Annotated in this window: 22 protein-coding genes and 1 tRNA gene; 9 read left to right on the forward strand and 14 right to left on the reverse strand. The window is 57.8% G+C overall.

What is annotated here, in order from left to right; all coding sequences use genetic code 11:
- Positions 1 to 23 precede the first annotated feature (23 nt).
- On the reverse strand, positions 24 to 404 hold the full coding sequence (locus tag ACTYEO_RS09135; protein ID WP_449323430.1) for a DUF1499 domain-containing protein: 381 nt from the start codon (positions 402 to 404) through the stop codon (positions 24 to 26).
- A gap of 318 nt (positions 405 to 722) precedes the next feature.
- On the opposite strand from ACTYEO_RS09135, the gene ACTYEO_RS09140 reads away from it, so the two are divergent.
- The gene (locus ACTYEO_RS09140) at positions 723 to 929 is read left to right on the forward strand and encodes a cold-shock protein (RefSeq protein WP_449323431.1); all 207 of its coding nucleotides are present in this window, start codon (positions 723 to 725) and stop codon (positions 927 to 929) included.
- An 87-nt stretch (positions 930 to 1,016) separates the two neighbouring features.
- Here ACTYEO_RS09140 and ACTYEO_RS09145 read toward each other — a convergent pair whose 3' ends face one another.
- From ACTYEO_RS09145 to ACTYEO_RS09160, 4 genes are all read right to left on the reverse strand, one after another.
- On the reverse strand, positions 1,017 to 2,786 hold the full coding sequence (locus ACTYEO_RS09145; RefSeq protein WP_449323647.1) for an IlvD/Edd family dehydratase: 1,770 nt from the start codon (positions 2,784 to 2,786) through the stop codon (positions 1,017 to 1,019).
- A gap of 142 nt (positions 2,787 to 2,928) precedes the next feature.
- The gene (locus ACTYEO_RS09150; RefSeq protein ID WP_449323432.1) at positions 2,929 to 4,086 is read right to left on the reverse strand and encodes a Gfo/Idh/MocA family protein; all 1,158 of its coding nucleotides are present in this window, start codon (positions 4,084 to 4,086) and stop codon (positions 2,929 to 2,931) included.
- A 14-nt stretch (positions 4,087 to 4,100) separates the two neighbouring features.
- Complete coding sequence (locus ACTYEO_RS09155) at positions 4,101 to 4,994, reverse strand: sugar phosphate isomerase/epimerase family protein (protein ID WP_449323433.1); 894 nt, start codon at positions 4,992 to 4,994, stop codon at positions 4,101 to 4,103.
- 12 nt (positions 4,995 to 5,006) lie between these two features.
- Complete coding sequence (locus ACTYEO_RS09160) at positions 5,007 to 6,110, reverse strand: Gfo/Idh/MocA family protein (protein WP_449323434.1); 1,104 nt, start codon at positions 6,108 to 6,110, stop codon at positions 5,007 to 5,009.
- 143 nt (positions 6,111 to 6,253) lie between these two features.
- Here ACTYEO_RS09160 and iolC point away from each other — a divergent pair, with 143 nt between their 5' ends.
- From iolC to ACTYEO_RS09175, 3 genes are read left to right on the forward strand one after another with little or no spacing between them, the layout of a single operon-like run.
- The gene (gene iolC, locus ACTYEO_RS09165) at positions 6,254 to 7,261 is read left to right on the forward strand and encodes a 5-dehydro-2-deoxygluconokinase (protein WP_449323435.1); all 1,008 of its coding nucleotides are present in this window, start codon (positions 6,254 to 6,256) and stop codon (positions 7,259 to 7,261) included.
- Between the two features lie 12 nt (positions 7,262 to 7,273).
- Positions 7,274 to 8,116, forward strand: a complete 843-nt coding sequence (locus ACTYEO_RS09170) for a 5-deoxy-glucuronate isomerase (protein WP_449323436.1) — start codon at positions 7,274 to 7,276, stop codon at positions 8,114 to 8,116.
- Positions 8,113 to 8,946 carry a class II fructose-bisphosphate aldolase gene (locus ACTYEO_RS09175; protein WP_449323437.1) on the forward strand — a complete coding sequence of 278 codons (834 nt, stop codon included), beginning with the start codon at positions 8,113 to 8,115 and terminating at the stop codon, positions 8,944 to 8,946. The genes ACTYEO_RS09170 and ACTYEO_RS09175 overlap by 4 nt, the downstream gene beginning before the upstream one ends.
- Here ACTYEO_RS09175 and iolB read toward each other — a convergent pair.
- The 8 genes from iolB to ACTYEO_RS09215 form a co-directional block, all read right to left on the reverse strand.
- Complete coding sequence (gene iolB, locus ACTYEO_RS09180) at positions 8,943 to 9,755, reverse strand: 5-deoxy-glucuronate isomerase (RefSeq protein WP_449323438.1); 813 nt, start codon at positions 9,753 to 9,755, stop codon at positions 8,943 to 8,945. The genes ACTYEO_RS09175 and iolB overlap by 4 nt on opposite strands.
- The gene (locus ACTYEO_RS09185) at positions 9,752 to 9,991 is read right to left on the reverse strand and encodes a hypothetical protein (protein WP_449323439.1); all 240 of its coding nucleotides are present in this window, start codon (positions 9,989 to 9,991) and stop codon (positions 9,752 to 9,754) included. Before ACTYEO_RS09185 ends, iolB begins: the two co-directional genes overlap by 4 nt.
- Before the next feature lie 2 nt (positions 9,992 to 9,993).
- Positions 9,994 to 10,893: a myo-inosose-2 dehydratase gene (gene iolE / locus ACTYEO_RS09190; RefSeq protein ID WP_449323440.1), complete on the reverse strand. Its 900-nt coding sequence runs from the start codon at positions 10,891 to 10,893 to the stop codon at positions 9,994 to 9,996.
- 24 nt (positions 10,894 to 10,917) lie between these two features.
- Positions 10,918 to 11,760, reverse strand: a complete 843-nt coding sequence (locus ACTYEO_RS09195; RefSeq protein WP_449323441.1) for an SDR family oxidoreductase — start codon at positions 11,758 to 11,760, stop codon at positions 10,918 to 10,920.
- Positions 11,757 to 13,589 (reverse strand): 3D-(3,5/4)-trihydroxycyclohexane-1,2-dione acylhydrolase (decyclizing), encoded by a 1,833-nt coding sequence (gene iolD / locus ACTYEO_RS09200; protein ID WP_449323442.1) that lies wholly within the window; start codon positions 13,587 to 13,589, stop codon positions 11,757 to 11,759. The genes ACTYEO_RS09195 and iolD overlap by 4 nt, the downstream gene beginning before the upstream one ends.
- Positions 13,590 to 13,601: 12 nt before the next feature.
- Positions 13,602 to 15,515, reverse strand: coding sequence for a bifunctional 5-dehydro-2-deoxygluconokinase/5-dehydro-2-deoxyphosphogluconate aldolase (locus ACTYEO_RS09205; RefSeq protein ID WP_449323443.1), 1,914 nt, complete (start codon positions 15,513 to 15,515; stop codon positions 13,602 to 13,604).
- Complete coding sequence (gene iolG / locus ACTYEO_RS09210; RefSeq protein WP_449323444.1) at positions 15,515 to 16,516, reverse strand: inositol 2-dehydrogenase; 1,002 nt, start codon at positions 16,514 to 16,516, stop codon at positions 15,515 to 15,517. The genes ACTYEO_RS09205 and iolG overlap by 1 nt, the downstream gene beginning before the upstream one ends.
- Before the next feature lie 258 nt (positions 16,517 to 16,774).
- Positions 16,775 to 17,806 carry a LacI family DNA-binding transcriptional regulator gene (locus tag ACTYEO_RS09215; RefSeq protein WP_449323445.1) on the reverse strand — a complete coding sequence of 344 codons (1,032 nt, stop codon included), beginning with the start codon at positions 17,804 to 17,806 and terminating at the stop codon, positions 16,775 to 16,777.
- 146 nt (positions 17,807 to 17,952) lie between these two features.
- Here ACTYEO_RS09215 and ACTYEO_RS09220 point away from each other — a divergent pair, with 146 nt between their 5' ends.
- From ACTYEO_RS09220 to ACTYEO_RS09235, 4 genes are all read left to right on the forward strand, one after another.
- Entirely contained in the window at positions 17,953 to 19,032 is a 1,080-nt protein-coding gene (locus ACTYEO_RS09220; RefSeq protein WP_449323446.1) for a fatty acid desaturase family protein, read from the forward strand.
- Positions 19,033 to 19,051: 19 nt separating this feature from the next.
- Positions 19,052 to 19,363 carry a MocE family 2Fe-2S type ferredoxin gene (locus ACTYEO_RS09225; RefSeq protein WP_449323447.1) on the forward strand — a complete coding sequence of 104 codons (312 nt, stop codon included), beginning with the start codon at positions 19,052 to 19,054 and terminating at the stop codon, positions 19,361 to 19,363.
- Between the two features lie 76 nt (positions 19,364 to 19,439).
- Positions 19,440 to 19,808 (forward strand): thiol-disulfide oxidoreductase DCC family protein, encoded by a 369-nt coding sequence (locus ACTYEO_RS09230; RefSeq protein WP_449323448.1) that lies wholly within the window; start codon positions 19,440 to 19,442, stop codon positions 19,806 to 19,808.
- A gap of 353 nt (positions 19,809 to 20,161) precedes the next feature.
- Positions 20,162 to 20,902: an LEM-3-like GIY-YIG domain-containing protein gene (locus tag ACTYEO_RS09235; protein ID WP_449323449.1), complete on the forward strand. Its 741-nt coding sequence runs from the start codon at positions 20,162 to 20,164 to the stop codon at positions 20,900 to 20,902.
- 259 nt (positions 20,903 to 21,161) lie between these two features.
- Here the strand turns inward: ACTYEO_RS09235 and ACTYEO_RS09240 are convergent.
- A tRNA-Thr gene (locus tag ACTYEO_RS09240) sits at positions 21,162 to 21,237 on the reverse strand.
- 131 nt (positions 21,238 to 21,368) lie between these two features.
- Between ACTYEO_RS09240 and ACTYEO_RS09245 the strand changes: the two genes are divergently transcribed.
- The gene (locus ACTYEO_RS09245) at positions 21,369 to 22,244 is read left to right on the forward strand and encodes a hypothetical protein (protein ID WP_449323450.1); all 876 of its coding nucleotides are present in this window, start codon (positions 21,369 to 21,371) and stop codon (positions 22,242 to 22,244) included.
- Positions 22,245 to 22,251 lie beyond the last annotated feature (7 nt).

The raw sequence follows: 22,251 nt of genomic DNA on the forward strand, positions 1-22,251 counted from the left end.
TTTGGCCTGCCCCGCCCGCAGCGTCAAGACGTGAGCGGCCGCAGCAGTTTGGCGACATGCTCCTCATTGGCGCCCAGATCATCATTTCCAAAGCGCGAGCGCGAGAATATCTCGATCTGTGACCGCGCGGCATCGCCCTCGGATTGCACCACGCTTAGCTTGATGCTGATCGCATCGGGAAAACCAAACACCCTGCTTCGGGTGACATAGGTGATAAACCCCGCTTGCGCATCGCCGCCGATCACCTGCCAGCCATTGTCTTGCGCGATCTGCGCAACCCGAGCGGAAAGGTCTTGCACGCTGCCCGCCACGACAGGCGCGTTTTCGCCGATTAGCAGCGCGTAATTGGGCGAGTTCGGGGGCGTTACGCTGCTCGGATCGACATGCCACTGATCAGGATGCATGGGGGCAAGCCGTATGAAAAAACTCACAACGAGGAGAAAAACCAGCACAAAAACAACTGAAAACACCACAATACGCATGCCAAACCCTTCTGTTTTGGGGCGCTCCATCACCCTCTAGGAGATAGAAATCAAGCGGGCGATAAAAAGGGCTGTCAGCTATTTCCCTTTACGATAGGCCCAATTTATGACATAGAGCCTTTGCTACGTTATCTCTATCGACCCCTGTCACCTTAGACCGGCAACAGTACACTCGATCTTGTATGACTATCGCCGAGCTGTCGCATGTTGTGGGCAGCGCATATTTAAGGAGACACGGATATGGCCAATGGCACCGTGAAATGGTTCAACGCAACTAAAGGCTATGGCTTCATCGAGCCAGGCGATGGCGGCAAAGATGTGTTTGTTCACATCTCTGGCGTAGAGCGTTCGGGCCTGACTGCACTCGCAGACAACCAGAAAGTTACCTACGACCTCGAAAAAGGCCGCGATGGTCGCGAAAGCGCCGTAAACATCGAACTGGTCTAATCAGGTTTTCGCCGCGATTTACCCGCGGCGCTGAGATTTTGAAACGCGTCACCTCGGTGGCGCGTTTTTTATTTGGGCCGCGTCCCGCTAGTGATTGTCGCGCGGCAGGTCTTTGGCAATGCGCTGATAGGCTGTCGCCAATTCCAGACATCCGCCATCGGCCAATTGACCGACATGGGCGCGGTAAATCTCCTGCCACGGGGTTTGGTTGTCCAATTCAGGCGGGGTCCATGCGGCGCGGCGGGCTTGCCATTCCGCCTCATCCACCAAGGCATCCAGCCTGCCCTCGTTCAGATCAAGCCGCACCTTATCGCCCGTTTTGATCAAAGCCAGACCGCCGCCAACCATGGCCTCAGGCGATGCATTGAGGATCGAGGGGCTCTCGGATGTACCCGACTGGCGCCCATCCCCAACTGTGGGAAGATGGTTGATACCCTCGCGGATCAAAGCATCGGGCGGCTGCATATTCACAACCTCGGCCGAGCCGGGATAGCCAACGCAGCCGACATTGCGAATGAAAAGCACGGTTTTCTCGTCAATGCCCAAGCTCTCGTCATTGATGTGATCGTGGTAATCCTCCGGCCCTTCAAAGACCACGGCGCGGCCCTCAAAAATGTTATCCACAAGGAAACGCGCATGGAAATCAGCAGAAATCACGCTGGTTTTCATCAAGGCAGACTCAAAGAGGTTCCCCTTGAGCACCAGAAAACCCGCCTTCTCCCGCAATGGGTTATCCACAGGGCGGATTACGTCATGATCCTGTGAATTCGCGCCCGCAAGCGACTTATCCACAGGCAGGCCTGAGGCGGTCATGACATCCCCATGCAGATGCCCTGCGGCCAATAGCTCGCCCATCACAGCAGGCACACCGCCCGCGCGGAAGAAGCTTTCGCCCAGATAGGCACCCGCTGGCTGCATATTCACCAAAAGCGGCAGATCAAAGCCCACGGCCTGCCAATCCGTGACATCCAGCGTCACACCCGCATGCCGCGCAATCGCTTGCAGATGGGGGGGCGCATTGGTCGACCCGCCAATCGCTGTATTCACGCGGATCGCATTCTCAAAAGCTTCGCGGGTCAAGATATCGGAAGGTTTGAGGTCTTCCTCAACCATTTCAACGATACGACGGCCCGTCTGATAGGCCATCTCCATCCGCTCGCGGAAAGGCGCGGGGATGGCGGAATTGCCCGGAAGGGTCATGCCCAAAGCCTCGGCCATCGCGTTCATCGTGCTGGCGGTGCCCATGGTGTTGCAATGCCCCAGCGAGGGCGCGGAGGCGCAGGCGCGCTCCATGAATTCTTCATAGTCGATCTTGCCCTCGGCCATCAGGCGGCGCGATTCCCAGATAATCGTGCCCGACCCCGCGCGCTTGCCTTTCCACCAGCCATCCAGCATCGGCCCGCCATTGAGCGCAATCGCAGGCAGATCAACGGTGGCCGCCCCCATCAACATTGCAGGCGTTGTCTTGTCACAGCCCGTGGTCAGCACCACACCGTCAATCGGATAGCCATGCAGCACCTCGACAAGGCTGAGATATTGCAGGTTACGATCCAGCGCCGCCGTGGGGCGTTTGCCTGTTTCCTGAATGGGATGGACGGGAAACTCCATTGGAACCCCACCCGCATCGCGAATGCCCGCCTTGATGCGATCCATCAAGAAAACATGGATTTTATTGCAAGGAACGAGATCAGAGCCCGTTTGCGCAATGCCAATGATGGGCCGCTCGCTTTGCAATTCGCCCTTGGTAAAGCTCTGGTTTTGATACCGCTCGAGATAGAGCGCGGTCATCCCTGGATTATTGGGGTTATCAAACCATTCCTGGCTGCGGTAACGGCGATTTGCGCGGGTATTCGACATGATCATGTTCCAAATATTGAAACCGGAGACCGGATAGTGAAACTCTCCCTCCGAGATACGCGATCCGCAGCAATCAGAACAGAGAAAAAGCAAATCACGCGGGAGAAAGGCCTTTGAGCGCCCCTCCCCCGCGCGGGTTCAATCAGCGAAACATGGGCGGGCGCGCATCCATCCAAGCGCCCTCGGATTTGCCGCTTTCCGCCACGGCCACCACAGCCGCCATGGAGCGCAATCCATCCTCGGCACGGGGGTAGAGATCGGCGGCAGGATCAATCGCACGGCCCTCTTTATCAGCGGTGACCGCTTCGGCCAAATCTTTGTAAATATTGGCAAAAGCCAAAGGCATCCCTTCAGCATGGCCAATCGTCACCCGCGTTGTGCGATCTGCCTCGGGCGAAAGATTGGCCTCGCCCCGCTCGATCACCTGCAACCGCTCACCAAGGGGCATCCAATAGAGCTGGTTGGGCTGCTCTTGGCTCCAGCGCAGACCGCCCTTTTCGCCGAAAATCTGCATCGTCAGACCATGCTGGCGCCCGATCGCAACCGAGGAGGTCCAAAGCCGCCCCACCGCGCCGCCGTCAAAGCGCAGATTAACCATCGCGTCATCTTCCAATTCGCGGCTGGCAATACAGGACACGGTATCAGCCGAAAGGCGCTCGGTCTCCTTACCGATCACGAAACTGGCCATATGCAGCGCATGAATGCCGCAATCGGCAAATTGCGCCGAGACGCCTGCCTGCGCGGGGTCATAGCGCCAGCGCACGCGCGGGTTATCCGCATCGGCCGCATCCGCGTGATGGCCATGGGCGAACTCGGCCTTGACCAAACGGATCGCGCCCAGATCACCCCGGGCCACCATGGCCCGCATATGGCGCACCAGCGAATAGCCCGAATAGCCGTAATTCACCGCGCAAATCTTGCCCGAGGCCTTGGCCACACGCACGATTTCCTCGCCCTCTTCGACGGTCATGGTCATGGGTTTTTCGCAAAGCACGTGAAACCCTGCCTCAAGGAAGGCTTTGGTGATCTCGAAATGCGTCGCATTGGGCGTGGCAACCGTGACCAGATCAACGCGGTCCTCGCGGTTGCGTTCGCCCTCCAACATCTCGCGCCAATCGCCATAGGCCCGATCCGCCGCAAGCCCGAGGCGCTGGCCATAGTCGCGGCCCTGCTCTGCGCGGTGATCCAAAGCGCCCGCCACAAAGTCAAACGCCCCATCAAGCCCTGCCCCAAGGCGGTGCGCTGGTCCGATCTGGCTGCCTTCACCGCCGCCAATCATTCCCCAATTCAGTTTTGGCATTGATCCAGCCCTCCCTAGCTAAATCCGATGGTTTCAAGATAGGCGCGGTTGGCCCGCGCATCGTCGATGGGTGAGACATCCAGCGTAGGGTCGCAATCCTGCTCGATGGTACACCACCCTTGATAATTCGCATCCAACAGCAATTGCCGCACGGCGGGGAAATCCACCTCGCCCTTGTCGAGATTGCAGAAAATCCCCTGCCCGCAAGCGTCATAAAACCCAGTGCGATTGGCGATCACATCTGCCTTCACAGCCGCATCGGTGGATTTGAAATGCACATAGGTGATGCGCTCCATATGGCGGCGCATGAAAGCAACGGGGTCAAAGCCTGCATAGGTGCAATGGCCCGTATCGATGCAAAGCTTCAGGTCCTTGGCATCGGTCTCGGCCAAGATACGCTCTACATCTTCCTCGAAATCGAGAAAGCCGCCCGCATGGGGGTGCAATTCGGGGATAAGCCCGTATTCCTCGGCCCCCATCTTGGCGATGGTCATCACGCGGTCGCGATAGGCGGCCCATTCGGCGGCCTCCATTTTCTCGGCCTCGGCCGCGCGGCCTGCCGTGGGCGCGCGGCGCGGCGAGATGGAGTCGATCAGCACGAAATGCTCGGCCCCATGCGCCTTGAGCGCTTGGCAGGTGCGGCGCGCACCATCCAGAACATCCTCCCAAGCGGCAGGGTCGTGGAAGGGGCGGAAGACCACACCGCCGATCAATTCCAAGCCAAACTCATCCAAGGCCTCGGACAGCTCCACCGGGTCTTCGGGCATAAAACCGACAGGACCCAATTCGATCCCCTTATAGCCCGCCTCGGCGCATTCCGCCAAAACCTGCCGCCATGCGGGGTTGCGCGGGTCATCCGCAAATTCAACGCCCCAAGAACAGGGCGCATTGCCAATACGTATCGTCATGTCTGAAGCTCCTTAGACTGGCAGCACGGGCGTCCATTGTCCAGTTTGTGAGGCCTGAATGGCGGCCTCAACCACTTCGGCAACGGCCAAACCATCGCGGAATGTAAACGGCGCAGGCGCGCCAGTTGCAATAGCATTGAGGAAGTCCTTGGCCTCAATCGTGATCATATCCTGATACCCCGTTCCATGACCTGGCCCGAGGCAGAAGGGCTCGTAATCAGGATGGCTGGGGCCTGTGAGGATCTTGCGGAAACCGCGCTCGGCCTCGGGGCCTTCCGCACGGTAGAGCCAGACCGCGTTTTGATCTTCTTGGTCAAAGCGGATCGAGCCTTTGGTACCGTGAATTTCATAGGCATAGCCCATCTTGCGCCCCGTCGCTGTGCGGCTGGAATAGATATGGCCCATCACACCGTTTTCAAAACGGCACATGATCTGGGCGTGATCGTCATTTGTCACCACGCCTCCGGGGCGGGTTTTATGCACGCATTCGACATCGGCCATCACCCGTTCAATCGGCCCCATCAGCGCCATGGCCGCATTGATCGGATGCGGCGCGAGATCGCCCATATTGCCATTGGCCATCCCCTCGCAGCGCCAATTAAAAGGCATCTCGGGATCGGCCAGAAAATCTTCGGTATGCTCGCCGCGAAACCATGTGATCTGGCCAATCGCATCTTCCGCAATCAGCTTTTGCGCAAATTGGCTGGCGGGTGAGCGGATATAGTTGAACCCCACCATATTGGCGACACCCGCAGCCTCAGCCGCGGCCACCATGGCGCGGGCATCTTCAAGGCTATCGGCCAGAGGTTTCTCGCATAAAACAGGCTTTCCAAGGGCAAAGGCGGCCTCCGCAATGGCGCGGTGGCTGTCTTGCGGCGAGGCGATGACGACCGCTTCAACGCTTGGGTCGGCCACAAGGCTCTGCCAATCCTGCGCGGCGCGCGCAAAGCCATACATGTCGCGGTAGCGCGCAGAACTTTGCGCCGAGGACGCCGCCACCATCTCAAGGCGGGGGCGCAAAGCGGTGTTGAACACGGCCCCCACACAAGACATGGCCACAGAATGGGCCTTGCCCATATATCCGCCCCCGACGATCCCTATTCCGATACCCGACATGCCATCCCTTTTCGGTTCTTCAGAATCCGCCTGCGACAATCTTTGCAAACGGCCTCAAAAACGCTAGCCTGCGAGTCGCAGCCACGCAAGCGGATACGGAGGAGATATTCGCTGTGCAAGCTACACTGGGAGGACGACCAAAAATGAACGCCGATCAAGACGCAGCCCTTATGGGCCGCCTGCGCGAACGCGCGCCTATGGGCTTTCTGGTTTTGGGTCGTGTCGGCATGGATTTAACGCCGAAACCAGCAGGCACCCCGATTGCCGAGGCCGTCGATATGGCCGTCTCCATGGGCGGCTCCAGCGCCAATATTGCGGCCGGTCTGGTCAAGCTTGGCGCGCCTGCCTCACTGGTTACTTGCGTCTCGGATGATGCGGTGGGGTGGTATTGTTCGGGCCAGTTGGACCATTACGGTATCGACCGTAGCCATCTGCGCAAAGTCAAAGGCGAGGAGCGAACCTCGCTCGCTGTGGTCGAGACGCGGATGGAAGACCATCAAAGCGTCATCTACCGCAATAATGCCGCCGATTTTCAAATGAACACTGCCGATATCGAGGCGATTGATTTCGCAAAATACGGCGCATTGATCACCACAGGCACTGTCTTTGCGGCTGAGCCGTCACGCAGCGCCGCCTTCCTTGCCTTGGACAAAGCCCGCGCGGCGGGCCTGCCTGTTATTTTCGATATTGATTACCGCCCCTATAGCTGGCCATCGCCCGAGATCGCCAAGGATGTGCTGACGCGGGCGGGGGCTTTGTCGGATATGATTGTCGGCAATGACGAGGAATTTGGCTTCATGGTTGGCGATTACGACAAAGGCTTTGAGGCCGCGCGTGATCTGGCCACACAAGCGCCTCGGATCATCATCTATAAAAAAGGCCCCAACGGGGCCGTGACCTTTGCCAATGGCGCGGAAATCAAAACGGGGATTTACCCCGTCACCGCCCTTAAGCCCACAGGCGCGGGCGATAGTTTCATGGCAGGATTGCTGGCCAGCATTTGCGCGGGCACCCCGTTGGAAACAGCCGTGCTGCGCGGCTCGGCCTGCGCCTCGATCGTTGTTGCAAAACCGGGCTGTGCGCCTGCAATGCCCACCCCAACCGAGTTGGAAGAGTTTCTAAGTACCCATCCGGGCCCCACCACCCCTTGAGAGATCACGACCATGCATATCGCCCCCTATGACAACAAGAACGACCCCATCGTCGATGCAGACAATGCGACCGTTCCGCTGAACTATTTCAATATCGTCAAGCTCAAGCGCGGCGAGGCTTTCGAATATCAGGTGCCCAATTACGAGACCTGCATCGTGCCTGCCACAGGCTGCGTCGATATCGAGGTGGAAGGGGTCAGTTTCAAAGCGCTCGGGCTGCGCGGTGAGGATGTCTGGGATGGCGAGCCCGAGGGCGCTTATATCCCGTCAGGCGCCAAGGCGATGATGGTCTGTGTCTCCGACAGCGCCGAGGTCTTTGTCGCAGGCGCACGCTATGAAGAGGTGCTGGAGCCCTTCGAGGTGCGCGCCGATGCGATTGATCTGGTGCAATACGGCTCGGATGACACCAAAACCCATCGCAAGATCAAACATATCCTTGGCCAGAAACAGGCCGATAAGGTGGGCCGCCTTCTGGTGAGCGAGCTCTATACCGTGGGCACAGGCGGCTGGTCGGGCTTTCCAAGCCATAAGCATGACACCGACCGCCTGCCGCTCGAGACGCGCCATGACGAGACCTATAATTTCCGCTTCAAGCCGAATTGGGGCTCGGGGCTTCAAATGCTGCAACGCGAGGATAACAAGCCCGGCGATGCCTATCACATCGTTGACGGCTCGACCGTGTGTATCGACACGGGCTATCACCCCTGCTGCGTTTTGCCTGGCCATGAGATGTATTATTTCACCATTCTGGGCGGGCTGTCGCAGCGCTCGCTGGTGCAATTCTTCCAACCCACCCATGAGGCCCAGATCGAAACGATCCCCGGCATCAAGGATATGATCGCCAAGTTCAAATGAGCCTAGTCACCCTGTCAGATGTGCTCCAACCCGCTTTGCGCGAAGGCTATGCCGTAGCGGGGCTGGTCACTTTGGGCTGGGAGGATATGTGCGCTTTCATCGAGGCCGCAGAGGCCGAGGGCGTGGCTGTCATCTTGCAAGCGGGGCCGTCCTGCCGAGCGCATACGCCTCTGCCCGTCTTGGGCAAAATGTTCCGCCATCTGGCAGAAGCTGCCTCCGTTCCTGTGGTCGCGCATCTCGATCACGGGTCCAGCTTTGAGGAATGCCAGCAAGCCCTTGATGCAGGCTTCACCTCACTCATGTATGACGGCTCGCGCCTGCCTTTGGCACAGAATATCGCTGAGACCGCCAAAGTGGCAGAGCTAGCCCATGGCGCGGGCATCTCCTGCGAGGGCGAGATCGGCTTTGTGGGCTATTCGGGCGGGGCGGCCTCAGCGGGTACTGACCCCGAAGAGGCCGCGCAATTCGCCCGTGAGACAGGGGTGGATGCGATGGCCGTTTCGGTCGGCAATCTGCATTTGCAGCAGGATACGGGCACGGGGCTGGATATCGCGCGCATCCGCGCGATCGAGGCGCTATGCGACACGCCTTTGGTCATCCATGGCGGATCAGGCGTGCCCGCCGATCAGCGGCGCGATCTGTCGCGCAACTCCAATATCTGCAAATTCAATATCGGCACCGAATTGCGGATGGCCTTTGGAACCGCGCTGCGCGCGGCTGTGGATAAAGACCCCGCACGCTTTGACAGGGTCGAGATCCTGCGCGACACCATCCCCCCAATGGTGACAGCGACGCGCAGCGTGTTATCCACATTTAAAAAGCCTGCTTAGGCCTTGGAATCGCGCTGAAAAATCCAGTCATGCGCTGGATCGTTCTGGAAGCGCCAATTACGGCGTGGGCCTGCCATGACATTGAGGTAATACATCTCATAGCCATAAGGCGCGCCGCAGGGGTGATGCCCGCGCGGCACCAAAACCACATCGCCATCCGCCACGGCCATCGTCTCGTCCAGCGTGCCATCCTCGGTATAGACCCGTTGGATGCCAAAGCCTGAGGCGGGGTTGAGGCGGTGGTAATAGGTTTCTTCAAGATAGGTGATGCGCGGGAAATCATCCTCATCATGGCGATGCGGCGGATAGCTGGACCAATTGCCTTGCGGGGTGAACACTTCGGTCACCAGAAGGCTGTCGCAGTAATCCTCATTCTCCATCGCGATATTGTTGATATGGCGGGTATTGCTGCCCGTGCCGCGTGGCGTCAGCGTGATGCCATCAGGGCCGATGCGGCGCGCTTCATGCCCGCCCATTCCAGGCGCAGAGCATACGGCAATCACGCAATCGGTTTCGGCCACGGCCTCCCACTCGGTTCCATTGGGCAGATAGAGGCAATGGGGCGGGGTCTTTTCAAAGACATCCATCCGCTCGCCGACACTTCCCCAATCCTGACCTGCGCCCGTGATCTTGGCTTTGCCCTCGACCATCACGAGGATCACTTCACGCTCGCCTGTCGCCTCGGCGGCGCGATCGCCCGCTTTCAAACGATGCAAGGAGAAGCCGACATAGCGCCAGCCTGCGCTTTCAGGCGTGATGCGATGCACCTCGCCACGTGTGCCAAAAGGTTTGCGCAGCAGATCACTCATGTCTCATCTCCATCGGAAGGGGTCTCATCTTTGGGGTCAGGCTCGGGGTCCTGCCAATCCACGAAAAAGGCCCAGACCAGATAGGCCCCTGCCGCCCCGAAGACGATGGCCCAGATGTTATTGCCATTCATGAATTCAACGGTCGCCCAAGCAATGGTCAGGCCCGTGACCAGAATTCTGGTCCATACGGGTTTGAACCATGGGTGGCGGACGTCGAAAGCCTCTTTCTTGATCATACCTAAACCAATCCGGCCTCGGATGCGGCCTGTTTCAGGGCTTTGAGACCCAAGCTTTGATACTCAAACGGATTGCGTTGATCGGGGTCTTGCTCGGCCTCGATCACCAACCAGCCCTCATAGCCTGCCTTGGCAAGGATCGTGAGGCAAGGCGTGAATGCAACGCCGCCCTCAGTATCACCGGGAACGGTGAAAACACCGCGGCGCACGCCCTCAAGGAAAGACAGCCCGCCATCGCGCACCTGCGCCATGATCTCGGGGCGGACATTCTTGGCGTGGAAATGGGCGACACGATCGACATAACGCGCCAGCATCGGCGCAGGGTCAGCCCCGTTCGTGCCGAAATAGAAATGGCCTGTATCGAACAACAGCTTCGTTTCGGGCCCAGTGGCCGCCATGAAGCCTTCGATATCTTCTGCCGTCTCAACCACGGTGCCCATATGGTGGTGATAGACCAAAGCGATGCCTTGGCTGGCCATATATTGGGCAAATTCTTCCATCTTCGCGCCAAAGGCCTGCATTTGCGCGGCATCAAGGCGCGGCGTATCCGCCAAGGATTTGCTGTCTTCGCCATGAATGGCATTCGAGGTCTCGGCCGTGACGCAGACCGCGCAGCCATTATGCTTGAGCTTGGCGAGATGGGGCTGGAAATTCTCGATCTCCTCTTCCACCGAACGGGTCAGCAATTCTGTGGAATACCAGCCTGTGATAAAGGCCAGACCATGGGCGCCAAGGGCCTCTTTCAGCTCGGCCGGATCATTGGGCCAGCGATGGCCGTTCTCGATCCCGTCAAAGCCGATTTCGCCTGCTTCGCGCAGGATTTGCTCGGTCGGGATATGCGCGCCGAGGGTTTGGTCATCATCATTGGCCCATGCGATGGGGTTGGTACCGAAGCGGATCATGGCTCAATTTCCATTGTCAAAAAGTTAGAGTTTGGCAGGCTGGTTGACGTCATCCAACGTCAAGGCCCGAGACGGTTGCGGCGTTCCCGCAGCAAAGCTGCCTTGGACCGATTGGTCCATCGGCGTGGTGGTGCCTGTCATCATGCCGCTGTCATCCGAGGCAAGGAACAGAACCGTCCGCGCAACCTCCTCAGGGTCCAGCAAGCGCCCAAAAGGCAGGCTTGCACGGGCTTTTTCTTCCCAATCAGGATCGCCGCTCTCGGCGATTTGCAATTCCCGCTCATGGTCCGAGGACATCCAGCCAATATCAAGCTGATTGACCCGAATACGGTTGCGCAACAGCGAAAAGGCCGCGTTGCGTGTCAGGCTGGCAAGCCCCGCCTTGGAAGCGCAATAGGGCGTGATGAAAGGCTGGCCACCATATTGCGACACCGAGCCGATATTGATCATCGAGCCTTCAATGCCGTCACGGATCATCAGTTTGGCCGCGTCCTGCATCAAAAAGAAAGGCGCGCGCAGATTGACCTGCATCATCTGGTCGAACAACTCAGGGCTGGTATCAAGCAAGCCACCCCGATCAGTCAGCGCAGCTGCATTGACGAGCACATCCAAGCGGCCAAATTCCGTATCCGCAGCAGCGATCACCTTGCGGCACTCCTCGACCTTGCCCAGATCAGCCTGCACAAAGACTGTGCGCACGCCCGTGTCCTGCGTGATTTTGGCCGCCATCTCTTGGCCTTTGACCTCGCTGCGCGCGCAAATCATCAGACCATGCGCGCCCGCTTTGGCAAAGAGCCGCGAAATCGCAGCGCCCAATCCTTGGCTGCCGCCTGTGACAACGCAAACCTTGCCATCAATCCGGTTCATGAACGCCCACGCTTGGCCAGATTTGCCTCATAACCTTCGCGGGCTTTGCGCACTTGCTCACGCTCGCTCACCTCGGGCACCGCAACCTCCCACCATGTGCCGCCATCGGGCGTAGAGGGGTATGGATCGGTGTCGATGACAATCACGAAGGGGCCTGTGGCCTCTTTGGCGCGAACCAGCGCCTCCTCCAATTCAGCGACCGAGCCGACATGAACAGCCGCAGCCCCCATGCTGGCCGCATGCGCCGCGAAATCGATATTGGAGGGGTTCACGTGATGGGATTTGTCGAGCAGGTTGTTAAACTCGGCCCCGCCTGTGCCCATCTGCAAACGATTGATGCAGCCATAGCCACGGTTATCGGTGATCACCATGGTGAATTTGATGCCCATCATCACGGCCGTGGCCAGTTCCGAGTTCATCATCATATAGCTGCCATCGCCGATCATGCAGACGACATCGCGCTCGGGCTCGGCCATCTTGATGCCAAGCGCACCCGCAATCTCATAGCCCATGCAAGAAAAGCCGTATTCCATGTGATAGGACATGGGCCGCGTGGCCTTCCACAGCTTGTGCAATTCGCCAGGCATGGTGCCTGCCGCGCACATCACGACCGTATCGGGACCCGCGGCGCGCTGGACTGCGCCCACAACCTGCATATCCGTTGGCAGCGCCTGATTGTCACTGGGTGCATCCGTGAGCGGATCAACCGCTGCGAACCAATCCGTCTTGAGGCTGGCCGCAGGGGCGGCGAAGCTTTTGCCAGAAAGGGCTTTGCCCAATGCCTCAAGGCCGACGCCCGCATCAGCGCAAAGCGGCTCGGCCCCGTGTTTCATCGCGTCATAGGCATTGACATTGAGGCTGACCAGCTTGCGGTCAGGCTGTTTGAACAGCGCCCAAGAGCCTGTGGTGAAATCCTGAAAACGGGTGCCAAGGCCCAAAACCAGATCGGCCTTTTCGCAAACCGTATTGGCCGAGGCCGCCCCCGTTACACCAATGGGGCCGAAATTCATCGGATGGTCCCAAGGCAGGGCGGATTTGCCTGCTTGGGTCTCGACCACGGGGATCTGATGGGTTTCGGCGAAGTAGCGCAATTGCTCGGTCGCATGGGCGTAATGCACGCCGCCGCCTGCCACGATCACGGGCGATTTGGCCGAAGACAGCAGGGCTGCCACGCTGTCCAACTCAACGGGGTCGGGCTGTACGCGGCGCAAACGCCAGACCTTGGGCTCAAAGAAGCTGACAGGCCAGTCAAACCCTTCGGCCTGCACATCTTGGCAGAAGGACAAGGTGACAGGGCCACAATCAGCGGGGTCCGTCATGACGCGGAAGGCACGTGGCAGGGCTGTCAACAGATGCTCGGGCCGTGTGATCCGGTCGAAATAGCGGCTTACGGGGCGGAAGCAATCATTGGCACTGACCACGCCATCGCCGAAATCCTCGATCTGTTGCAACACGGGGTCTGGTCCGCGCGTGGCAAACACATCCCCCGGCACGAAAAGGACAGGAAGACGGTTCACATGCGCAAGCGCTGCCGCCGTCACCATATTGGTTGCACCAGGCCCGATGGAGGAGGTCACCGCCATCGCGCGTTTGCGGCCCAATTGCTTGGAATAGGCAATCGCCGAATGGGCCATGCTTTGTTCGTTATGGCCGCGATAGGTCTGCAATTCATCGCGGATGCCGTAAAGCGCCTCACCCAGACCTGCCACATTGCCATGGCCAAAAATGCCCCAAAAGCCCGCGATAAAGGGATCACCCTCTTCGTTCATCTGGGCCGCGATATATTTAACCATGGCCTGCGCGGCCGTCAGTCGTATCGTCTGTGTCATGGCTTGGTTCCTTCAGTCGGCATTCAAACGGGCATCGGCACGGGCCTTATCCCAGATTTCACATAGGCGGGTAAAGCGCTCGGCCATTTGTGCAACGGCATCAGGGCTGCTCATATCCCCTTTGAGCCAAGCCCGCGCGGCATCCCCGAAAATGGTGCGCCCTACGGCAAACCCCTTCACCAAGGGCTGCTTGGCGGCAAGGGCGAAGCTCGCGGCCAGTTCGGCCTCGGGGGCATCAAGGCCCAAAACCACGATGCCGCGGGTATTCGGGTCATTGCGGGTGATCGCTTCAACTGCATTGCCCCAAGCCGCCTCCGTTTTGAACGGCTCCAGCTTCCACCAATCAGGATAAACGCCTGCATCATAGAATTGCTGGATAAGGATCGCGGTCGTCTCGTCATTGACGGGCGCGACCTTGGAGGGGATCACCTCAAGCAGAAATTCCAGATTATTGCGCCGCGCCGCTGCAAAGAGGCGCTTCACACGCTCCTCCTGCAATTGACGGGTCGCGTCATCATCATCGGGGTGGCAAAAGACCAGCAGCTTGACCACGTTTTCGCGCGCCCATTCCTCAAGGCCGCCAAGGTCATCGCCAAGCTCAGCTTCAAACTCGATTGGGCGCGAACCCGGCAATTCTGTCGGGCGTCCGATCCAGAGCCCCGAGCCCGAGGCCGCATGCAAAGCGCTGCGCCCGATGCGGTTATCGCACAAGATACCATAGCCCGGCTTTCCGCCCTGCACTTCAAGCGCCGCATCAAGGCAGAGCGATTTGAATTCACCCGCTTTTTCAAGCGTATAGCCTTCCATCTCTTCCAATTGCAGGCGGTGATCAAAGGCAAAGGTTTTCACCGAGGACCAATCGCCCGAACGGTTCGTGGCCCAATGAACCTGCTCTAGTTCAACATCATTGCGCAGATCGGGCTGTTTGATACCCCGCTCGAAGAAGAACTGAAGCTCCTCAAGGCTGGGATAGGCAGGGGTGCAGCCATGGCGGCTGACCGCAAAGGCCCCGCAGGCATTGGCATATTTCAGCGCTGTGGGCCAATTGGCCCCATCGAGCCACCCTTTGAGCAGGCCAGACATGAACCCATCGCCCGCGCCAAGCACATTGAACACTTCGATCGGGAAACCGGGGCCGGCTTCGCCATCATCAAGGCTGTCGGGGATCGCGCCTGTGAAGGCCACGGCCCCGTCAGCACCGCGCTTGCACACCAAGGTGGCTTGCGAGACAGCCCGTACCGCCCGCAAGGCCGCGATGGTATCGGTGGTGCCGCCTGCGATATGGAATTCCTCTTCGGTGCCCACGATCAGATCGAACAAATGCAGCGTACTTTGCAGCTTTGCGGTAACGGCGGCGCTTTCAACAAAGCGGCTTTCGCCGTCACCATGCCCTGCAACGCCCCACAAGTTCGGGCGATAATCGATATCAAGGGCGGTCTGCATGCCATCGGCGCGCGCGATTTCAAGTGCTTTGAGAGTGGCGGCTTCCACATCAGGGTGGCTCAGATGGGTGCCCGTTGCCACCACGGCGCGGGCCGAGCGGATAAAGCCCTCATCGATATCATCCGCTGTCAGCCCCATATCGGCACAGTTTTCGCGGTAGAAGATCAGGGGGAATTGTTCTTGGTCGCGGATACCCAGCAATACAAGTGCCGTCAGACGCTCAGGGTCAACCTTGACGCCGTCTGTATTCACCCCTTCGGCGCGCAGCTGTTCGGTGATGAAACGGCCCATATGCTCGTCACCGACACCTGTGATCACTGCCGATTTCAGCCCAAGACGGGCGGTGCCGCAGGCGATATTGGTTGGCGAGCCGCCAATATATTTGTCGAACGAGCGCATATCCTCAAGGCGACCACCGATCTGTCCGCCGTAAAGGTCCACCGACGAGCGTCCGATTGTGATCAGATCAAGCGTTTTAGTCATTACAGAACCTCCGCGACTTTCACAGCGCGCCCCTCGGTGACCGATTTCAAAGCCGCATCTGCCAGAGCCAAAGCCATCAAGCCATCATGGCCTGTCGTTGGCATCTCGGTCTTATTTTGAACCGCTGCAACAAAGGCCGCGATCTCTGCCTCATAGGCGGCCATGTAGCGTGACATGAAGAAGTCCAGCAAAGGCGGGCGGGTATAGCCCCCCTCACTCGCCACCGTGACGCGGCTTTCATGGTGGTTCTCAACCGAGACCAAACCTTTGGAGCCATGCACTTCCATGCGCTGGTCATAGCCATAGCTTGCACGGCGCGAATTGGTGATCGTGCATTGCTTGCCCGAAGCCGTTTTCAAAATGACATTCACACTGTCGAAATCACCGGCATTGCCGATCTCGGGATCAACCAGAACCGAGGCCTGAGCCATCACGGTTTCGACCTCCTCGCCAAGCAGCCAGCGTGCCACGTCAAAGTCATGGATCGTCATATCGCGGAAAATACCACCCGAGCGTTCGATATAAGACACAGGCGGCGCGCTTGGATCGCGGGAAATGATGGTCACCATCTCGACATCGCCGATTTTGCCTGCGTCAATTTCTGCCTTGAGGGCTGCGAAATCAGGGTCGAAGCGGCGGTTAAAGCCCACCATCAACTGCCCATTTTGTGCCGAAACTGTTTCAAGGCAGGCCTGAACGCGCGCCAGAGACAGATCGACAGGCTTTTCACAAAAAACCGCTTTGCCCGCTTTGGCGAATTGCTCGATCAGATCGGAATGGGTGTCGGTCGGGGTGCAGATGACCACCGCATCGATATCATCAGACGTGGCGCATTCCTCGATTGTGCGCAAATCACAGCCGAACCTGTCTTGAGCGGCTTTGGCCGCGCCCGCGAAAGGCTCAGCAATGGCAACAAGCTCGGCACCTTCAACAGCGCGGATCGCACTTGCATGAACCACACCGATACGACCCGCCCCTAGGACGGCAAATCTGACTGACATCTGTCTCTCCCTTACCGACATGAAAGGCCACGCCACTCTCCCGGCGGCGCAGCTTTTTTCGGCCCAATCGCTGTTATTCTACGCCGCGGACGTTCCCCTAAATCGGCGCTTGAGGTCAAGCGCTGTGTCAGGATTCTTCCTTGCCGCAAACTCTGGAAAGACGGTGTCGATATTCCGTGCCTCAGGTCAATGAGGGTACGAATGGAACCCCTCATGCATGAGAGGTTTTTGACAGGAGGAATGAAAGGAAACTATCATCTAGACGGATTCAGGAAGATAGATATCTGGGCGCAGGAAATGCTGCCCCGGAATAGCCACCGCATCCTCATTCAAAACCACCTGCGCCAGATCCACCATATCGGCACAAATTTTGGCCACAGGCGTCCCGATCACCATGGAGGCGAAGCGCTCGGCCAGTGCCAAGCGGCTCTCGCGGGTCAATTCCTGCACGACCAGCGCCACCTCATTGGGTTCACGCAACTCCCGCAGGGCGGCAATCGCGCCTTCCATCCCGCCGCCTGCACAATAAATCCCCGCCAGATCGGGGTGGCGATCCAGCAAATCATGTGTGGCTTCATAGGTCAGTTGCCGCGTCTCAAGATTGACGCGGGTCTCAAGCAATTGGCACTGGGGCGCATATTCGCGGAAATAGCTGCGAAACCCTGTCTCACGCAGCTCATGCCCGTGCCAGCGATACCCGCCTACAAACAGCGCCACAGGCCCTTTCTTGCGCATCGCTGTGGCAATCATATGCGCCGCAATCCGCCCAATTTTTATGTTATTCATGCCGATATAGCTTTTGCGCACCCCTTGGGCGAAATCATTGAGCAGCGCAAAACATGGCGTGCCTGAGGCTTGCAGCCGCTGCACGGCTTCCGTCACCTCGACATGGTTGACCGCCGTCGCCCCCAAAACATCCACCCGAGGGGCCAAGCGCTCCATACAGGCCACGAAATCGCGGGGCGTTTGCGAATGCGAAAACTCGATAATCGCCTTGGCCCGCACGCCCGTTGCATTGGCCGCCGCAGAAACGGCCTCTTCGATAAATGTCTGATAAAAAGCCTGCTTTTCCTTATGCAGCACATAGCCGATGGTCAGTTCAGGCAAATCCACCTGCAAGCGATGCCCGATCAGAGAAACCGCATGATAGCCAATGCGCTGTGCCGCCTCATAGACACGGCGCGTTGTCTCCTCGCGCACGGGCGCGCGGCCATTGAGAACGCGGTCAACCGTCGCGATGGAGACGCCAGCGGCAACCGCCAGATCGGGGATAGTGGGCCGCTTGGCCATTGGGCAGGTCCTTCTGCTTGAAATCTCTCATCCTTGAAATGGGAATTTGAGAGGTTTTGAGAGGAACCGCAAGTCACATATGGGCAGCGCCGAATTCCCTGCTAGGGTTTGCCGAGAAGATGCCAGAACGCTTTGGGAGGAGCGGGGTGGAGAAACGCGATTACAGCTTATTGGGTGAAGACGCAGAGCGCGCCGTGCAAAGCGGTTTGGCTGCCGCCGAGTGGTATCACAGCGACATCCCGCGCCCGCAGATGAAGGCGCTGATGAAACGCTCGGACCAGCCTGCCCTGCGCGATGCGATACTCCTCTTTGCCGCGATGATCTTTTTTGCGGGCATGGGCGTAGCGCTTTGGCCAACATGGTGGTCGCTGCCCTTCTGGCTGGCTTTCGGGGTACTCTATGGCTCGGCGATGGATGCGCGCTGGCATGAATGTGGGCATGGCACGGCTTTTCGGACCGCATGGATGAATGACGTGATCTACCAGATCGCGTGTTTTTGCATGATCCGGAACCCTATCTCGTGGCGCTGGAGCCATGCGCGCCACCATTCCGATACGATCATCATTGGCCGCGACCCCGAAATCCTTGCCATGCGCCCGCCTGCCGCCCTGATGATTGCGGTAAATTTCTTCGGGGTGATTGATGTCTGGCGGGGGCTCGCGCGGATGATGCTGAATGCGTCAGGCAGGCTCGACCCGCAGGAGGCGAGCTATATCCCGCAAAGCGAACAGCCCAAGGTGATCAAGGTCGCGCGGGTCTGGCTTGCGATCTATGCCGCGACCGTTGTGCTTGCTGTGATGCTCGGCTCGATCCTGCCGCTGATGCTGATCGGCCTGCCCCGCCTTTATGGTGCATGGCATCATGTGCTGACGGGGATTTTGCAACATACAGGGCTGGCCGAGAATGTGACCGATCACAGGCTCAATACCCGCACCGTCTATATCAACCCGATCAGCCGCTTCATCTATCTCAATATGAATTACCATGTAGAGCATCACATGTTCCCGATGGTGCCCTATCACCGCCTTCCCGAGCTGCATGCGCTGATCAAGGATGACCTGCCGCCTGCCAGCCCCTCAATGCTGGCCGCCCTACGCGAGATGTGGCCCGTGATCCGACGCCAATTGCGCGGCGAGGATGTCTATCTGCGCCGCGCCCTGCCCCCGACCGCCCAACCCTACCGCGATGAATTCCACCGCGCAGCTTTGGGCCAACCCGCTGAATAACCAACAGAAAGATCAGAACATGGCCGATTGGATTGATGCATGCGCCCCCGAGGATATCGAGCAAGAGGATGTGATCCGCTTTGATCATGACGGGCGGAGCTATGCGCTTTATCGCAGCCTTGAGGATGAGTATTTCTGCACGGCGGGGCTGTGCACCCATGAGGAGGTGCATCTGGCCGATGGTCTGGTGATGGATTACACCATCGAATGCCCCAAACATAACGGCCAATTCGATATCCGCACAGGCGAGGCCCTGCGCGCACCCGTCTGCGTGGACCTGCAAACCTATCCCGTCAAACAAGATGGCGGACGCATCTGGGTGCAAATCTAGGGACAAGACAGCGGCGCTGGAAGATGCGCGCAAACGGGCTAACTCAAGGTCATGCTCAAACGAACGCGTGGTCCCGATGTCAAAGCTTGAAATCCTCTATAATGCCGAATGCCCGATTTGCAGCCGCGAGATCGCGCATTACAAAAAGCTGCCTGCATCAGAGTTGGAATTCGTCCCGATCGCGCCCGAGGCGCTGGAAGAATGGGGCCTTGAGGAAGACAGGGCCGCCAAAAAGCTGCATGCCCGCATGGATGGCCAGCGCATCGAGGGCGTGGAGGCCTTCATCGCCCTTTGGGCGAGGCTTCCCTATTATCGCCGCCTGTCGCAAATCCTGCGGTTCAAGCCGCTCAAACTGCTGCTAGAGGCAGTTTATACCCGCATCCTCGCGCCCGTTTTATTTCGCATGCATAAGGCAAGGCAGGCAAAAGCGTCGCGCGGGGTGTGACACCCTAGAAGCAGCAGTAAGCCGTGCGCTTAAGCCTCAGAAATTTTTCAATAACCGAGTTGTTTCAGGGTCTAGGAACCCTGCCACGGTGGCCTCGGTTTCAAGGGCCAAGGCCTGTTCCAACCCGCCGCGTGTCGCCCTCCCAAGCTGTCGGGAAAGCCTAACACCGAAATCAAGCCTTTCCAGCCTTAACTTCGACGAGTGCTTGCGCCATTTGCGCCACAACGCAAACAGAAGGATGCATTCAGCACTGCGGGAAACTGCGTTAGACAAAAGCAGCTTAGATAGCTATTTTCTGATCGCTATATATTTTTAGCCCCTTAATTTTCGATTAAATAAATTGGAGAACCGCAGTGTCCTTTACTGGTACTTTTGATGCTCGCACCTGTGAAGAAATCGGTGCATATGTTTACACGCTAATAGACCCACGTGATCAAAAACCATTCTATGTTGGAAAGGGACGCGGGAACCGTGTCTTCGCTCACGCGAACGATGCTTTAGAAACGGAAGTTGAAACCGACAAGTTGGAAACGGTACGCGCCATCACCAAGGATAAGCTCCAAGTTAAACATATGATTTTGCGTCACGGCTTGGATGACGCCACCGCGCTGACTACCGAATCTTCGCTTATCGACTTTGCCCGCTTTTTCGAGTTGGAGCTGACGAACTTAGTTTCTGGCCATCATGCTTCTGCATTTGGTGTGATGACGACAGATGAAATAAGCCGAAAATTCAATTCGCCACCACTTGACGCGATAGGCTCCGATTGCGTGCTAATCAATATCAATAAGCGCTATCGTGAAACAAAGGGAGCGCTCTCAATTTATGATGTGACCAAAGGTTACTGGTCTATGGCAAACCCCGATAAAAAAGGTGTTAAGTTCGTTCTGGCTGAATTTCGTTCATTTGTAGTCGAAGTCTTTGAGGTCGAAGAATGGTATCAACCTGAGGCTGCCAATAGCACAACGCAAAGGTGGGGTTTTCAAGGAAAGGTCGCACCTGAGGATGTAAGGAAGCTCTACCTCAACAAGAAGATTTTCAAAAAGCGGGGTTCAGCAAATCCTATCGCTTACAATTTGCAAACGCCTGACTGAAGCACGAAAAAAGTCGGTTATCTAGCGGTAGGGTCGCAGGGTTTTGCGGTGCCATTTGAAAACCGTAGGCCGCCCTATGGTTACTTTTAAGAGCTAGTAAGGCCAAAGAGGGCGTCGCCTCGGTTTTCAGATGGAATCCTCATAATCATCAAGCTCTAGTCCGAAAGCCCACGCTCGATATAGGCTTGTAGTAAGCGTTGCCACGGGCACGAAGAAAAAGCCACCAGCCTATGATCCATATAGATGTTCTAGAATGATATGGTGCCCCCACACGGACTCGAACCGCGGACCCTCTGATTACAAATCAGATGCTCTACCAGCTGAGCTATAGGGGCGTTGGGAGGTGCAATAAATCAGGTCGCGCGCCAGTGCAAGCCTTGCCTGCATCCTTATGATGATCCATTTACTCTGACAGATAGTCGCATGTAGAAACGCGAAACACGAAGCGAAGGATTGGCACGGGATCATGCAGGTCATTTTTCATCTGGGAGCACCTTGCACCGACGATGACCTCTTGGTCAAATCCCTGTTGAAAAACAGGCGTCGGCTGATGAAATCAGGCGTGTGCGTGCCCCCTCCGGGACGCTACCGCACCGTGATCCGCGACACCTCGCGCGCGCTCAAAGGGCGGCCTGCCTCGGAAGAGGTGCAGGATGCGTTGCTCAATGCGATCGTTGATAATCTACAGCCCGACCGCCTGATTCTATCGGACCCGCGATTCATCTGCATCAATCGTCTGGTGATTCAGGGGGCGCAGATCTGGCCCGCGATAGAGCGGCAAACCAATAATCTGCGAGCGCTCTTTCCCGAGGCAGAGATCGAGTTTCATTTCGGTATGCGCGATCCGGCAACCTTGATCCCTGCCCTGTTCAAAAGCTCACGCTTTGCCGATTTCAACGAATTCACCGAAAACATGCAGCACCAAGCCGTCACTTGGTCCGAGATGCTGCACCGTTTGCGCGCGGCACAGCCCGATGCGGGCATCACCGTTTGGGCGAATGAGGATACCCCGTTTCTATGGGGCGAGGTATTGCGCGAGATGGCGGGCGTTGATCAGACTTCACCGCTTGCGGGGGTCGATGATTTGATCGAGACCATCATGCAGCCCGCAGGTTTTGAGCGGATGAAGGCCTATCTGGCGAAAAATCCGCCCGAGAATGAAATGCATCGCCGCAGGATTTTGGGCGCGTTCCTCGACAAATACGCCCTTGAAGAAGAAATCGAGGATCAGATGGATGTGCCCGGCTGGACCGAAGAATTGATGGATGAGCTATCCGAGACCTATGACGCAGATCTCGACGCCATCTCCCGTATCCCCGGTGTGAACCTATTGATGCCTTAACGGATCA

The organism is Rhodophyticola sp. SM2404 (assembly GCF_053570515.1).

Coding starts and splice junctions, on each gene's coding strand:
- ACTYEO_RS09135 (WP_449323430.1), bottom strand. CDS start 404: ATGCATCCTGATCAGTGGCATGTCGATCCGAGCAGCGTAACGCCCCCG.
- ACTYEO_RS09140 (WP_449323431.1), top strand. CDS start 723: ATGGCCAATGGCACCGTGAAATGGTTCAACGCAACTAAAGGCTATGGC.
- ACTYEO_RS09145 (WP_449323647.1), bottom strand. CDS start 2,786: ATGTCGAATACCCGCGCAAATCGCCGTTACCGCAGCCAGGAATGGTTT.
- ACTYEO_RS09150 (WP_449323432.1), bottom strand. CDS start 4,086: ATGCCAAAACTGAATTGGGGAATGATTGGCGGCGGTGAAGGCAGCCAG.
- ACTYEO_RS09155 (WP_449323433.1), bottom strand. CDS start 4,994: ATGACGATACGTATTGGCAATGCGCCCTGTTCTTGGGGCGTTGAATTT.
- ACTYEO_RS09160 (WP_449323434.1), bottom strand. CDS start 6,110: ATGTCGGGTATCGGAATAGGGATCGTCGGGGGCGGATATATGGGCAAG.
- iolC (WP_449323435.1), top strand. CDS start 6,254: ATGAACGCCGATCAAGACGCAGCCCTTATGGGCCGCCTGCGCGAACGC.
- ACTYEO_RS09170 (WP_449323436.1), top strand. CDS start 7,274: ATGCATATCGCCCCCTATGACAACAAGAACGACCCCATCGTCGATGCA.
- ACTYEO_RS09175 (WP_449323437.1), top strand. CDS start 8,113: ATGAGCCTAGTCACCCTGTCAGATGTGCTCCAACCCGCTTTGCGCGAA.
- iolB (WP_449323438.1), bottom strand. CDS start 9,755: ATGAGTGATCTGCTGCGCAAACCTTTTGGCACACGTGGCGAGGTGCAT.
- ACTYEO_RS09185 (WP_449323439.1), bottom strand. CDS start 9,991: ATGATCAAGAAAGAGGCTTTCGACGTCCGCCACCCATGGTTCAAACCC.
- iolE (WP_449323440.1), bottom strand. CDS start 10,893: ATGATCCGCTTCGGTACCAACCCCATCGCATGGGCCAATGATGATGAC.
- ACTYEO_RS09195 (WP_449323441.1), bottom strand. CDS start 11,760: ATGAACCGGATTGATGGCAAGGTTTGCGTTGTCACAGGCGGCAGCCAA.
- iolD (WP_449323442.1), bottom strand. CDS start 13,589: ATGACACAGACGATACGACTGACGGCCGCGCAGGCCATGGTTAAATAT.
- ACTYEO_RS09205 (WP_449323443.1), bottom strand. CDS start 15,515: ATGACTAAAACGCTTGATCTGATCACAATCGGACGCTCGTCGGTGGAC.
- iolG (WP_449323444.1), bottom strand. CDS start 16,516: ATGTCAGTCAGATTTGCCGTCCTAGGGGCGGGTCGTATCGGTGTGGTT.
- ACTYEO_RS09215 (WP_449323445.1), bottom strand. CDS start 17,806: ATGGCCAAGCGGCCCACTATCCCCGATCTGGCGGTTGCCGCTGGCGTC.
- ACTYEO_RS09225 (WP_449323447.1), top strand. CDS start 19,052: ATGGCCGATTGGATTGATGCATGCGCCCCCGAGGATATCGAGCAAGAG.
- ACTYEO_RS09230 (WP_449323448.1), top strand. CDS start 19,440: ATGTCAAAGCTTGAAATCCTCTATAATGCCGAATGCCCGATTTGCAGC.
- ACTYEO_RS09245 (WP_449323450.1), top strand. CDS start 21,369: ATGCAGGTCATTTTTCATCTGGGAGCACCTTGCACCGACGATGACCTC.